The sequence below is a fragment of the Amycolatopsis sp. lyj-108 genome, from assembly GCF_046549005.1.
Taxonomy (GTDB): domain Bacteria; phylum Actinomycetota; class Actinomycetes; order Mycobacteriales; family Pseudonocardiaceae; genus Amycolatopsis.
This window is the reverse complement of the sequence record NZ_JAJPWQ010000016.1, coordinates 112,462-126,160: the sequence shown is the minus strand read 5'-3', so window position 1 is coordinate 126,160 and position 13,699 is coordinate 112,462. Positions and strand designations below refer to the sequence as shown.

At 69.5% G+C, this 13,699-nt stretch carries 11 protein-coding genes and 1 riboswitch; of the genes, 7 read left to right on the top strand and 4 right to left on the bottom strand.

Annotated features, from left to right (window positions below):
- The first annotated feature begins 34 nt into the window (after positions 1-34).
- The gene (locus ACLJO0_RS40630) at positions 35-664 is read left to right on the top strand and encodes a response regulator (protein ID WP_410585213.1); all 630 of its coding nucleotides are present in this window, start codon (positions 35-37) and stop codon (positions 662-664) included.
- Here the strand turns inward: ACLJO0_RS40630 and ACLJO0_RS40625 are convergent.
- From ACLJO0_RS40625 to ACLJO0_RS40615, 3 genes are read right to left on the bottom strand one after another with little or no spacing between them, the layout of a single operon-like run.
- Positions 655-2,160 carry a precorrin-2 C(20)-methyltransferase gene (locus tag ACLJO0_RS40625; RefSeq protein WP_410585211.1) on the bottom strand — a complete coding sequence of 502 codons (1,506 nt, stop codon included), beginning with the start codon at positions 2,158-2,160 and terminating at the stop codon, positions 655-657. The two genes, ACLJO0_RS40630 and ACLJO0_RS40625, sit on opposite strands and share 10 nt — an antisense overlap.
- Positions 2,157-2,780, bottom strand: coding sequence for a precorrin-8X methylmutase (locus ACLJO0_RS40620; RefSeq protein ID WP_125797065.1), 624 nt, complete (start codon positions 2,778-2,780; stop codon positions 2,157-2,159). The genes ACLJO0_RS40625 and ACLJO0_RS40620 overlap by 4 nt, the downstream gene beginning before the upstream one ends.
- Entirely contained in the window at positions 2,777-3,874 is a 1,098-nt protein-coding gene (locus ACLJO0_RS40615) for a precorrin-3B synthase (RefSeq protein WP_410585209.1), read from the bottom strand. Before ACLJO0_RS40615 ends, ACLJO0_RS40620 begins: the two co-directional genes overlap by 4 nt.
- 114 nt (positions 3,875-3,988) lie before the next feature.
- Here ACLJO0_RS40615 and ACLJO0_RS40610 point away from each other — a divergent pair, with 114 nt between their 5' ends.
- The 5 genes from ACLJO0_RS40610 to cobN all read left to right on the top strand — a co-directional run bounded on the left by ACLJO0_RS40610 (position 3,989) and on the right by cobN (position 10,595).
- Positions 3,989-4,897, top strand: coding sequence for an ABC transporter ATP-binding protein (locus tag ACLJO0_RS40610; RefSeq protein WP_410585207.1), 909 nt, complete (start codon positions 3,989-3,991; stop codon positions 4,895-4,897).
- Complete coding sequence (locus ACLJO0_RS40605) at positions 4,894-5,745, top strand: ABC transporter permease (protein WP_410585205.1); 852 nt, start codon at positions 4,894-4,896, stop codon at positions 5,743-5,745. Before ACLJO0_RS40610 ends, ACLJO0_RS40605 begins: the two co-directional genes overlap by 4 nt.
- A 3-nt stretch (positions 5,746-5,748) precedes the next feature.
- The gene (locus ACLJO0_RS40600) at positions 5,749-5,994 is read left to right on the top strand and encodes a helix-turn-helix transcriptional regulator (RefSeq protein ID WP_005162705.1); all 246 of its coding nucleotides are present in this window, start codon (positions 5,749-5,751) and stop codon (positions 5,992-5,994) included.
- Entirely contained in the window at positions 5,991-6,671 is a 681-nt protein-coding gene (locus ACLJO0_RS40595) for a Clp protease N-terminal domain-containing protein (protein WP_410585202.1), read from the top strand. The genes ACLJO0_RS40600 and ACLJO0_RS40595 overlap by 4 nt, the downstream gene beginning before the upstream one ends.
- Before the next feature lie 214 nt (positions 6,672-6,885).
- Positions 6,886-6,960, top strand: a riboswitch (cobalamin riboswitch).
- A 53-nt stretch (positions 6,961-7,013) separates the two neighbouring features.
- Positions 7,014-10,595 (top strand): cobaltochelatase subunit CobN, encoded by a 3,582-nt coding sequence (cobN, locus tag ACLJO0_RS40590; protein WP_410585200.1) that lies wholly within the window; start codon positions 7,014-7,016, stop codon positions 10,593-10,595.
- A gap of 204 nt (positions 10,596-10,799) precedes the next feature.
- On the opposite strand, the gene ACLJO0_RS40585 is transcribed toward cobN, so the two are convergent.
- Positions 10,800-11,888, bottom strand: coding sequence for a dihydrofolate reductase family protein (locus ACLJO0_RS40585; protein ID WP_410585198.1), 1,089 nt, complete (start codon positions 11,886-11,888; stop codon positions 10,800-10,802).
- A 611-nt stretch (positions 11,889-12,499) separates the two neighbouring features.
- Here ACLJO0_RS40585 and ACLJO0_RS40580 point away from each other — a divergent pair.
- Complete coding sequence (locus ACLJO0_RS40580) at positions 12,500-13,678, top strand: DUF222 domain-containing protein (RefSeq protein WP_410585372.1); 1,179 nt, start codon at positions 12,500-12,502, stop codon at positions 13,676-13,678.
- Positions 13,679-13,699: the final 21 nt, after the last annotated feature.

Here is a 13,699-nt window from a genome sequence, read left to right as displayed (position 1 = left end):
ACACTGTACAAATGTTCTGCGCTACAACCGAGGCGTGCCGATTCGAACCCCAGTGGTGACCGTCGTCTTCGCGGGTGTGCCCGAGCCGCCCGCGTCCCCGGAGCTGGACGTGGTCGCCCACGCCCCCGACGAACGCGAAGCGATTTCGCACGCGACCGCCCTGCGTCCGGACGTTCTCGTCCTGCCCGTTCGGCCGCCTTCACTCGACGGGCTCACCGTGACACGCGATGTGTCGTCGCGCTTCCCGGGCACCGCCGTGCTCGTGCTGACCCCGCCCGGCGACAACGAGACGTGGGTCGCCGCGATCCGCGCGGGCGCCCGCGGCGTCCTGGCCAGGACGGCGGGACCCGAAGACCTGGTCCGCGCCATCCACGGGGTCGCGGCGGGCGCCGTCGTCTTCGGCGAGCACGCCGCGAACCGGCTCTACGGTCTGCTGAACGCGTCGCGGCCGATCCAGGTCTTCCCGCAGCTGACCGCACGCGAACACGAGGTGCTCGACCTGCTGGCCGGCGGGCTGGGGATCCCGGCCGTCGCGCGGCGGCTGGGGCTCGCGCCCAAGACCGTCCGCAACGTCCTCTCGGCCGTCCACGCCAAGGTCGGCACGGACGACCGCGAAGTCCTGCTCACCCAGGCACGCAACGCCGGGCTGGGCCGTTACTCGTAGGTGCGCGGCGTCCAGACGACGCCGTTCTCGGCGCGGGTCTTCGACGAACCCACGATCAGCAGGCAGCGCATGTCCACTTCCGACGGCTCCAAGGTGCCGAGGGTGACCACGCGGATGTCCTCCTCCGGCCCGCCGACGTCACGAGCGATGACGACCGGGGTCTCCGGCGCGCGGTGCCGGAGCAGGACTTCGCGGGCCTGCGCGAGCTGCGTGGTCCGCGTGCGCGACGCCGGGTTGTACAACGCGAGCACCAGATCCGCCGCGCCCGCCGCGTCGAGCCGTCGTTCGATGATCTCCCACGGCTTGAGCCGGTCGGACAGCGAAAGCACGCAGTAGTCGTGGCCGAGCGGCGCGCCGACCCGGGACGCGGCCGCCTGCGCGGCGGTCACCCCCGGCACGATCCGCACCCGCGAACCCTTGCCGTGCCCGGCGGCGACCTGCTCCAGCACCGCCGACGCCATCGCGAACACGCCAGGATCACCCGACGAGACGACGGCGACCTTGGCGCCGTTCGCGGCCAGCTCCAGCGCTTCGACGGCGCGTTCGGCCTCGACGCGGTTGCCCGACGCGTGCCGCTGCTGGCCCGCGCGCTGCGGCACCCGCGCGACGTACGGGCCGTAGCCGACGATGTGCTCCGCCGCGGCCAGTTCCTCGGTCGCTTCGGGGGTCAGCCAGCCGGGGCCCGCCGGGCCGAGGCCGACGACCACGACCTCACCGCCGGTGTGCGTTTCCCGCTCCCGGGGCGTTTCCGGTTCGTCGGCGAGCCGGGAGGCGTAAGCGGGGCTGGGCAGCAACGCCAGCGAGAAGTACGGCACCGACTCCGGGTCGACGTCGGCGAACGGCTCGACGCGCTGCGCCTGCCAGGTCGCCCGTTCGATGTAAAAGGCGTCGTCCAGTTTCCCGGCTTCGGCCAGCGCCTCGCGGACGTTGCCGAACGTGCGGCCGAGCTTCAGCACCGCCGCGGCCTGCGTGTCGGCCAGTCGCCGCGCGAGTTCCGGCGCGGGCAGGGTGCCGGGCAGGATGGTGAGGACCTCGTCGCGCTGCACCAACGGGCGGCCGAGCACCGAGGACGCCGCGCTGACCGACGTCACGCCGGGCACCACGGTCGCCTCGTAGCGGTCGGCGAGCCGCTCGTGCATGTACATGTAGGAGCCGTAGAAGAACGGGTCGCCTTCGCAGAGCACGACGACATCGCGTCCGGCGTCGAGGTGTTCGGCGAGCCGTTTCGCGCTCAGCTCGTAGAAGTCGGCGATGGCGCCTTCGTAGCCGCCGGGGTGGTCGGTGGTCTCGGTGGTGACCGGATAGACCAGCTTCTCCTCGACCTGGCCCTCCCGCAGATACGGCTCGGCGACCGAACGCGCGATGCTCCGGCCGTGCCGCGCGCTGTGATAGGCGATGACGTCGGCCTCGCCGATCAGCCGCGCGGCCTTGACCGTCATCAGTTCCGGGTCACCGGGACCGAGCCCGACACCCCACAGTTTCCCGAGCCCGCTCATTCGACCTCACTCGCCATCGCGTTGATCGCGGCCACGGCCATCGCGCTGCCGCCGCGACGTCCGTGCACCACCAGATACGGCGCGGGTGCCCGTTTCGCGAGCTCCACTTTGGACTCGGCGGCCCCGATGAAGCCCACCGGGACCCCGATGATCGCCGCCGGGGCACCGACCCCCTCGTCGAGCAGTTCCAGCAGCCGGAACAACGCGGTTGGCGCGTTGCCGATCGCCACCACGGAACCGGGCAGCTTGTCGCGCCACAGCTCCAGCGCGGCCGCGGACCGGGTGGTGCCCATCCGCTCCGCCAGCCCCGGCACCTTCGGGTCGGACAACGTGCACAGCACCTCGTTGGCGGCAGGCAAACGTTTGCGGGTCACCCCGGAGGCGATCATGTTCGCGTCGCAGAGGATCGGCGCGCCCGCTTCGAGCGCGGCGCGGCCGGATTCCACCACGTCCAGGCTGTAGCGGAGGTCGTCGACCAGGTCGACCATCCCGCAGGCGTGGATCATCCGCACGGCCAGCACCGCGACGTCGCCGGGCAGGATCGCGAGATCCGCCTCCTCGCGGATGGTGGCGAACGAATGCCGGTAGATCTCGGCCCCGTCCCGGATGTAGTCGATCACTGCTGTCCCTTCAATTCGGCACTGTCCTTCGTCGCCAACGTCCTCGCTAGCTCGCCGACCGGGACGAACGCCCCGTCGACCAGATAACCGTCCTCCGTCGCGAGCACGTCGACGTGCTCGCGCGCGGGCTTCCCGCATCGCCGCTCACAGCCGGCGAAGTGAACCCTCGGCGTCCTGCCGACCTTCGCCGCGTCGGCCCGGACGTCGGCGAGCGACTTCGCGCAACCCGGTCGTCCGATGCAGGCGCTGACCCCGAGCGACGGCGCGCCCGGATCGGTGACCAGCCCCGTGCCCGCTTCGAGGGCGCCGCGGACCAGGATCGACCGCCATGGGGTGACCACGGCGTCCCCGGCCTTCGCGATCGCCCGAGCCTGAGCCGAGGTCAGCCTGCCGAAGACGGGGGCGACCACGATCGCTTCGCCGATCGGTCCGACGGGGAGGCCGGGATTCACCGCGAACCTCCGCGGCTCCCCGGTTTTGTCTGGTACGCCTTCGAGCAGCGATCCCGTGTCGGGTAGTTCGCTGACCCGCCAAGCGGTTCCTCTCGTCCGCAGGAACGCGCCGGCGACCGAGAGCAGCGCTTCGACGGCATGCCCGGCGGGGACGCGCAGGCCGGTGTCCTCACCGGCGAGCAGCAACGCGCCGTCGCGCCAGCAGACGTCGGCGCCTTCTCCGGCGACGTCACCTTGGCCGCCGTCAAGGGCGAAAAGGAAGCGGCCCGGCAGTTCGGCCAACTCGGCGACGGCACACAGGGCCTTGTCGAGAGCGGCGGCGAGTTCCTGGGCGACGCCGCTCACCGGCGAGGCGAGGATGTTGCGGACACGTTCGTGCGACGGCGACGGCAGGAGTCCCGCCGCGGAAAGTCTGGCCGCGAGACCGGGACGGGTGACGCCGCGCAGCTGCACGTTGCCGCGAGAGGTCAGGTGCAGGGCGCCGTCGCCGAGGTCGTCGGCGGCGTCCGCGAGCGCCCCGAACTGGGCTCGCGTGATCGCGCCGCCGGGCAGCCGGATACGGGCGAGCGGACCGTCCGCGGCGTCGTGCGTGGCGAAAACACCAGGGCACGCGTCGGCTCGGACACGTGCGCTCGTGGACATGCGCTCACTGTAGATGGCCCGCTTTTGAATGAGCACTGCCGAGCGAGAGTATGTCTCAGATCATATGTAGTAGGTGTGCTACATTCAGTCGCAGCACTGAGATGGGGGTGACCAATGAGAGATCCACACGACGTGATGATCTCCGTCAAAGATCTCCGGATGCGCTACGGGACGAACGACGTCCTCCACGGCGTGGACTTCACCGCACACCGTGGCGAGGTGATCTGCCTGCTCGGCCCGAACGGGGCGGGCAAGACCACGACGATCGAGATCCTCGAAGGCTTCCGGATGCGCTCGGAAGGCGAGGTCAGCGTGCTGGGCACCGACCCGGCACACGCGGACGAGAACTGGAGGGCGCGGCTGGGAGTCGTCCTCCAGGCCTGGCGCGACCACGCGAAATGGCGGGTGCGGGAACTGCTGGAGCACCTCGGCGGCTATTACGCGCCGTATTCCACCGACCGCATCAAGCGGCCATGGGATCCGGATGAACTGGTCGCCGCGGTCGGGCTGACCGAACACGCGGACAAGAAGGTCCGGATGCTCTCGGGCGGGCAGCGGCGCCGTCTCGACGTCGCGATCGGCATCGTGGGCCGTCCGGAACTGCTGTTCCTCGACGAGCCGACCGCCGGACTGGACCCGGAGGCCCGGCGCGAGTTCCACGAACTCGTGCACCGGCTGACCGACGACGACGACACGACGATCCTGCTGACCACTCACGACCTCGACGAGGCCGAGAAACTGGCCGACCGGATCCTGATCCTGAACCACGGCCGGATCGTCGCCGACGGTTCGGCCGACGCGCTGAGCAGGCAGATCGCCGGCGAGGCCGAGGTGCGCTGGACGCTGGACGGCCAGCGGTTCGTGCACTCCACGACGGAATCGACGAAGTACGTGCACGAACTGTTCAAGCAGCACGGGGACGCCATCGGCGATCTGGAAGTCCGGCGGGCCTCGCTCGAAGACACCTACATGACCCTGGTCCGCCAGGCGGAATCCCCGCTCGTGGAGGTGAGCGCGCCATGAACGCGATCCAGCACAGCGTCCGGCTCGGTATGACACGGGGCTGGCTCGAAACCCGCCAGACTCTGACCAACCGCGAAGACCTGTTCAACATCTTCATGTTCCCGGTCATCTTCGTGATCGTCATGTTCTTCATGCGGGACTCGAAACTCCCCGGGACGGACTTCTCACTGGGCGCCGCCACCGTGCCGAGCGTGCTGGGCGCGTCGATCGTGTTCAGCGGCATGCTCGGGATGGCGGGCGTCCTGGCGGTCGAACGCGAGGACGGAACCCTCCTGCGGGCCAAGGCCACCCCGAACGGCATGATCGGCTACCTGGTCGGCAAGGTCGTGTCGATCTCCTTCGGCACCGTCATCGGGATACTCCTGGTGCTGATCCCCAGCCTGGTCCTTTTCGACGGCATCGCGCCGGGCGGCTGGTCGTCGTGGCTGAGCCTGCTGTGGGTCCTGGTGATCGGCCTGATCGCGACCATGCCGATCGGCGCCGTCTTCGGCTCACTGACCAGCAATGCCCGCAGCATCGGCTTGATCATGCTGCCGGTGCTGGGACTCGGGGCGATCTCCGGGATCTTCTACCCGATCACCGCGCTGCCGGAATGGTTGCAGTACATCGCGCAGGTGTTCCCGATGTACTGGCTCGGCCTCGGCATGCGGTCGGCGCTGCTGCCGGACTCGACGGTGATCATCGAGATCGGCCAGTCCTGGCGCCCATGGGAGACCCTCGGCGTGCTGACCGCGTGGGCCGTGATCGGATTGGTGCTGGCCCCGGTCGTCCTGCGGCGCATGGCGCGGCGCGAGTCCGGGTCCTCGGTGGCGGCACGACGGGAAAAGGCGATGCAGCGAATTGGCTAGTTCATGAGCGAGGTCGTTTACAACCGGATCGCGATGCTGCGCGCGGAACGAGGCATCTCCCGCCGCGAGCTCGCCGATGCGCTGGGCGTGCACTACCAGACCATCGGCTACCTCGAACGCGGCGAGTACAGCCCGAGCCTCTACCTCGCGTTGCGGATCGCGGAGTTCTTCGAGGTCGCGGTGGAGATCATCTTCTCCACCGCGCCCTTCCCGCGGATCGGCGACTCTTCGTCGGAGCGGTCGGCGTGAACCTGCTGGAGCGGGCTCACGCCCACGCCGTCCGGTTGGGACACGACCGAATCGGCGGCGAGGAACTGCTGCTCGCCGTGCTCGACGATGGCGTCGGGTACGCCCTGCCAGGCGCGCTGGGGATTTCCCGCGACGTCCTCGTATGGCAACTGGAGAAAGCGGCTCGCGCGGATTCGTCGCTTGCCGTCGAGACCGTGGATGGGCATCCCGTAACCGCTGAAGTCCGCGAAGTGTTGCGGTTATCCGGTTTGGTGGAGCTGGTCACCGGACTGCTGTCGGCAGGCGGTGGACCGGCCCGCGTCCTGGGCGAACACGGCGTGACGGAGGAAGGGATGCGGGAGGCTTACGCTCGGATCTGGGCCCCCTTTCTCGACGAGAACGCCGTCTGGGGCGGTTCCGCCGCCGGGACCCCGGTACGCGGACCCGCGGACCCGCCTCTTGAGATCGACCTGCTGACTTCGCAGATCGCCGAGCACCGGCGACGCAAGGAAGCGGCCGTCGACGCCCAGGAGTACACCCAGGCGGCCATCGTGCGTGACGCGGAGAAACAGATCGTTCGCCGGCGATCCGAGCTCATCCGCGAATGGGCCGCGACCGTCGATCCGGTGGATCTCGCCGAAGCGGTCGTCTCGCTGCGGGAGCAGGTCGCCTCGGCTGCCGCGCGGTTGGCCGAGTGATCGCGGGCGGCTTGTTTGTCTCGATGCCGGGCCTCGTCATGCCCGGCGGGCCGGCGACACCGGATCTCGCCCCTCCCCGGGAGCCGTCCATCCGCCACCATGGCCGGCCGCTTCCCCCACATGCGGGTCAAGACCCCGACCCCGGCTGCACATCACCTTGACTCCCGCCGGACCGCACCGGAGAGTGAAGTCCGAACCCACGCGTCGGCAGGTGGAGGAACCCGGTGAGAGTCCGGGGCGGTCCCGCCACTGTCACCCCTCCTGAGCAAGGAGGGGAAGCCAGGAACTCCGGCCGGCGCGACCGCACGACCCGGGGCGCGGACACCCCGAGTGAGGACTGCTGTGATCCTGCTTCTGTCCACTTCGGACACCGACCTGCTCAGCGCCCGTTCCAGCGAGGCCGAGTACCGGCTGGCGAACCCCGCCCGGCTCGACCTCGCGGAGCTGCCGGCCCTGCTCGAAGGCGCCCCGATCGTCGTCGTCCGGATCCTCGGCTCCGAACGCAGCTGGCAGGAGGGGCTCGACACGGTCCGCGCGAGCGGCGCGCACGTGGTGGTCCTCGGTGGTGAGCAGACGCCGGACGCGCAGCTCATGAAGCTGTCCACGGTCCCGGCGGGCACGGCGGCGGAGGCGCACGCGTACCTCGCGCAGGGCGGGCCGGAGAACCTCACCCAGCTGTACCGCTTCCTGAGCGACACACTCCTTCTGACGGGTGACGGCTTCGAGCCGCCCGCGGTGCAGCCGCTCTGGGGTGTCCTCGAGCGCACGCCCAAGACCACCGAGGGTCCGGTCATCGCGATCCTCTACTACCGGGCGCATCACCTGTCCGGCAACACCGAGTTCGTCCACGCTCTTTCCGACGCCGTCGAGGACGCCGGGGGCCGCGCGTTCCCGATCCACTGCGCGTCCCTGCGCACCCGCGAGCCGGAGATGATGGCCGAGCTGGCCAAGGCCGACGCGCTCCTGGTCACCGTGCTGGCCGCCGGCGGCACCCGGCCGTCCGAGGTCGGCGCGGGCGGAGACGACGAGGCGTGGGACGTCGCCGAGATGGCCGCGCTCGACATCCCGATCCTGCAGGCGTTGTGCCTCACCAGCGACCGCGAGACGTGGTCCGCGAACGACGACGGCCTCTCCCCGCTCGACGCGGGCAACCAGATGGCCGTCCCCGAGTTCGACGGCCGCCTCATCACCGTCCCGTTCTCGTTCAAGGAGATCGACGAGGACGGCCTCCCCAAGTACGTGCCGGACGCCGAGCGCGCGTCCCGCGTCGCGAAGATCGCGCTGGCCCATGCCCGGTTGCGCCACACTCCCCCGCCGGAACGCCGGATCGCGCTGATGCTGTCCGCGTATCCGACGAAGCACTCCCGCGTCGGCAACGCCGTCGGCCTCGACACGCCCGCGTCGGCGATCGAACTGCTGCGCCGCATGCGCGAGCGGGGCTACGACCTCGGCGAGGACCCGTTCCCCGGCGTCGAGCCCACCGGCACCGATCAGCCCGACGGCGACGCGCTGATCCACGCGCTCATCGCCGCGGGCGGCCAGGATCCGGAGTGGCTCACCGAGGAACAGCTGTCCGGCAACCCGATCCGCGTCCCGGCCGACAGGTACCGCGCATGGTTCGCCGAGCTGCCCGCGGAACTACGCGAGGGCATGGAGGAGCACTGGGGCCCCGCGCCCGGTGAGCTCTACGTCGACAACGGCGACATCGTGCTGGCGTCCCTGCAGTCCGGCAACGTCATCCTGATGATCCAACCGCCGCGCGGCTTCGGCGAGAACCCGGTGGCGATCTACCACAATCCGGACCTCCCGCCGAGCCACCACTACCTGGCCGCGTACCGCTGGCTGGAAGAGGAGTTCGGCGCGCACGCCGTCGTCCACCTCGGCAAACACGGTTCACTGGAATGGCTTCCCGGCAAGACCGCGGGCCTCTCGGACTCCTGCGCGCCGGACGCCGTCCTCGGCAACCTGCCGCTGATCTACCCGTTCCTGATCAACGACCCCGGCGAGGGCGCGCAGGCGAAACGGCGTGCGCACGCCACGATCGTCGACCATCTGATCCCGCCGATGGCGCGCGCCGAAAGCTACGGCGACATGGCCCGCCTGGAACAGCTTCTCGACGAGCACGCCAACATCGCCGCGATGGACCCGGCGAAGCTGCCCGCGGTCCGCGCGCAGATCTGGACGCTGATCCAGGCCGCGAAACTGGATCACGACCTCGGTGTCGAGGAACGTCCGCACGACGCCGAGTTCGATGACTTCCTGCTGCACATCGACGGCTGGCTGTGCGAGGTCAAGGACGCGCAGATCCGCGACGGCCTGCACATCCTCGGCGCCGCACCGGAAGGCGAGGCGCGGATCAACCTCGTGCTCGCGATGCTGCGTGCCCAGCAGATGTGGGGTGGCAAACAGGGCGCGGTCCCCGGCCTGCGTTCCGCGTTGGGGCTCAAGGAGAACAGCGACGCTCCACTGTCCGAAGTGGACGCCATCGAGCAGAAAGCCCGATCGCTCGTCGTGGCTATGGAGGCGAGGGACTGGTCACCCGCCGCGGTCGCGGAGGTCGTCGCCGACGTGCCGGAACACCAGGAGGTCGCCCGCGTGCTGACCTTCGCCGCCACCGAGATCGTGCCGCGGCTGGCGGGCACCGGCGCCGAGATCGACGCCGTGCTCCACGCGCTCGACGGCGGCTACATCCCGGCCGGGCCCAGCGGTTCTCCCCTGCGCGGCCTGATCAACGTGCTGCCGACCGGCCGCAACTTCTACACCGTCGACCCGAAGGCCATCCCGAGCCGTCTCGCCTGGGAGACCGGACAGGCGCTCGCCGACTCGCTTCTCCGCCGCTACAAGGAGGACACGGGCGACTGGCCGCGTTCGGTCGGTCTTTCGGTGTGGGGCACGTCGGCCATGCGCACGTCGGGCGACGACGCGGCGGAAGTCCTCGCGCTGCTGGGTGTCCAGCCGGTCTGGGACGAGGCCTCGCGACGGGTCACCGGGATCGAGGCCATCCCGCTCGCCGAACTCGGCCGCCCGCGGATCGACGTCACCGTGCGGATCAGCGGGTTCTTCCGCGACGCCTTCCCGCATGTGATCAGCCTGATGGACGACGCCGTCCGCCTGGTGGCGAACCTCGACGAACCGGACGAACAGAACTTCGTCCGCGCCCACACCCGCGCGGATCTGGCCGCGCACGGTGACGAACGCCGGGCCACCACGAGGATCTTCGGCTCCAAGCCCGGCGCGTACGGCGCGGGTCTGCTGCCGCTGATGGATTCCGGGAACTGGCGCGACGACAAGGATCTCGCCGAGGTCTACGCGGTCTGGGGCGGCTTCGCCTACGGTCGCGACCTCGACGGCAGGCCCGCGCGCGAGGACATGGAGAACTCGTACAAGCGGATCGTGGTCGCGGCCAAGAACACCGACACCCGCGAACACGACATCGCCGACTCCGACGACTACTTCCAGTACCACGGCGGGATGATCGCGACGGTCCGTGCGCTCACCGGCACCGCGCCCGCGTCCTACGTCGGCGACAGCACCACCCCGGACGCGGTCCGCACACGCACCCTCGGCGAGGAGACCGCCCGTGTCTTCCGTGCCCGCGTGGTCAACCCGCGCTGGCTGGCGGCGATGCGCAAGCACGGCTACAAGGGCGCTTTCGAGCTGGCGGCGACCGTCGACTACCTCTTCGGTTTCGACGCCACGGCCGGGGTGGTCGGCGACTGGATGTACGAGAAGCTCACCGAGTCCTACGTGCTCGACGAGGTCAACCAGGAGTTCCTGCGCCAGGCCAACCCGTGGGCGTTGCGCGGCATCATCGAGCGGCTGAACGAGGCGGCCGACCGCGGGCTCTGGGCGGAGCCGGACGCCGATCTTTTGGCTCAGCTGCGCGAGGTCTACCTCTCGTTGGAGGGGGACCTCGAATCTTGACATCACCCGCTGGAGCAGCGCCATGGCACTCCCGGCGGTACCACTGTCATATGCGCAGAACTTAGCGTGACAAGGGCGGTGGGACGTCAATGATCGGGAGGACAGCGATGATCAAGCGTCTGTTGAAGGTCGTGCTTCGCCACGGTTGCTGCTCGGCGTGCACCGGTCTGGGCTGCGGCTGCTGCGACGCCTGCAAGTAGAAGTTCAGAGGTGGACACCCGGGATATGGGTGTTCGCGCGGCGGACGTCGGCGGCGAGGGCGGGTACCTCGATCACCCGGCGTCCGGCCGCCTCCAGCGTTTCGGCGCCGACGCAGTCGACGAACACGGACGGCTCGCGCCAGGCGAAAACGACGCGAGGGATGCCGGCGTCGAGGATGAGCTGGGTGCAGCTTCGCGGATGTGACGTCCGCGAGCTGCACGGCTCCAGCGACGTGTACATCGTCGCCTCCGCCAGTCTCGGATCTCCCGGTTCGAGCTTGGCGAGGGCGGCTTCTTCCGCGTGGTTGGCGGGATCGCCGTCGCCCGAGTAACCGGTGGAGATCACTTCGCCGTCGGCGGCGGTGATGACGGCGCCGACGCGGAACGTGCGCGGCGGGCAAAGATCCGCCAGCGCGATGGCCTCCCGCAGCCGCAGAATGTCCACTTCGGACGGTTCCGGCGTCGCGTGGTACTCCAGTACGGCGATGTCACCCAGCCGTGTGCTTTTAACCAGCGTCAGCCCACGCGGGAACGCGCCTTCGTCGGCGAAGCGCGGCGCCCGCGGGTCGCCGACGAAGAACGGCGCGATGGCCAGGTGCAGTTCGTCGACCAGGCCTTCGGTGAGGAACTGGGTGTGGATCGCGCCCCCGCCTTCGACCATCAGCCGCCGCACGCCGCGCGCGTGGAGGTCCGCCAGCATTTCGCGGAGGCCGGACAGTTCGACGACGGTCGCCTTCACTCCCGTGACGACCCCGGGCGGGGCGTAGACCAGTTTCTCCGCGTCACCGACGGTGAAGAACTGTGCCGCCGGATCGAGTGAGCCACTCCGCGTGAGGGTGACCTTGACCGGCTGCTCCGGACGGCCTGCCGCGACCCGTTCCGCGACGAGCTCCGGCGAACGGATCAGCAGGCGCGGATTGTCCGCGCGAACCGTGTTCGCGCCGACGAGGATCGCGTCCGACGCCGCGCGCAGCCCGTCCACCCTGGCCCAGTCCTCGTCGTTGGACAGCACCAGCCGGGTGTCGGTCGCGTCGTCGAGGTAGCCGTCCAGCGAAACCGCGGCGGACAGCAGGACGTGAGGGCGTTCGGTCACGCCCGCCAGTATGCCCCGGCCGGTCGCGGGTCGCCGAGGTGACGGACCGTGTCTCGGGGCGGCGGGGCTTGCGCCAAGTCCTCCGTTGCCGGAATTCGGCAATGGCTGGGCGTGGGATCCGGGGAGCGCGATAACGGTCGACACGCCGGCGACCATTACCCGGCAACACGAGAAGCTCTATTGAGGGGTAAGGCAAACGTGTCGTGGCTGGGGCGAGACGGCGGGCCGGGTGACGCGACACCGCACTCGCGTGCTCAGACCCGGATCTCGCGTGTTCAGGCTCCGCACTCCCGAGTGGGGCAGCCAGGCACGCGAGTCACGTCTTACCGAAGTACATCTGACGGTAGCGAAAGCCTCCTTCGCTACCGTCAGAGTAGGCAAGGAGGCCCTCAAGAAATCCCGTCCGCGCACCGTTTACCACTACCGGGCGAACATCGCCAAGCGCGCACACCCCAGATTTCCCTTGCCACGACTGGCATTACCGAATATCGACGACGGTGGCGGCAGTCGCATGATCCAGAACTGTCGGTGGCGGGTTGTAAGTTCGTCGGGTGGACACTTACCGAGCCACCGCTGTGGCGCTCCTCGAGAAAATCACCGATCCCGACAACCTGAAGGTCATCAATACCGCTGCGGATTCGTTGGACGACAACGAATCCGTCGCCCTCGCGAAAGCGGCGTCAGCGGGGATCGCCCGGCTGGAGGCGATCCGTTACCGTGCCCTGTCCCAGCTGAACCGGCATCGCGAAGGCGCGCGTAGCGTCACTCAGGAAGTCGCGTTCGCCCTGTCGGTGGGCGACAAGTACGCGGCCGGGCTGGTCGCCGCTGCCGACGCGTTGACCACCAGGCTGCCCCGCACCCTTGGTTTGATGGACAAGGGCCAAGTGGACGGGTTCGGTGCGATGAAAGTCGTGACGGCCACAGCGTGGCTGTCCGACGAGCACGCGCTCGCCGCCGACGCGTTGCTGGAAGACCGATTGCCCGGCAAGAATGCCGATCAGATCCGTAAAGCGGCGAACCACGCGGCGACGACTGTCGATCGTGAGGGCGCGGACAAGCGCTGCGAGCAGGCCCGCGAAGGCCGCCGGCTCGTGGTGAGTCAGGGTGAGGCGGGCGTGGCCTCGCTGGAGATCGAGGACGGCCCGGTGGAGAAGGTCACCGCCGCCTACAACCGGATCAACCGGGAGGCCCGCGCGCTCAAGACCGGCGACGAGACCCGCACTTTGGACCAGCTTCGCGCCGACGTCGCCCTCGACCTCCTGTTGGGCGGCAGCGGCGGGAAAAGTGAACGCGCCGAAGTATTCCTTTACATGGACCTCTTCACCTACCTCCGCCTCAACGACGACCCGGCGGAAATGGCCGGACACGGCCACATCCCGGCATCGCTGGCGCGGCACATCGCGAGCGGACCCAACACGGTGCTGCGGCGGATCATCACCGACCCGCTGTCAGGTCAGGTCGCCGACCTCGGCCGGGACCGCTATCGCCCGACGGCCGGTCTTGACGAGTTCGTCCGGGTCCGCGACCGCGAATGCCGAAGACCGGGGTGCCACCGGCCCGCTCAGGCCTGCGATCTCGACCACTCCATCCCGTGGCAGTTCCAGGGGAACACCGACGCCGGCGACCTCATCGACTTCTGCCGCCGCGACCATCGGCTCAAGGACGAACCCGGGTGGATCTACCGGCTGGCACCGGACGGAACCCTGACGATCACCACACCGACCGGCCAGACCTACGACAGCACGCCTCCGCCTCTGCACACACCCCGTACCGAGGAACCACCGTTCTGACCCTGTTGCCGCAAAACGGCA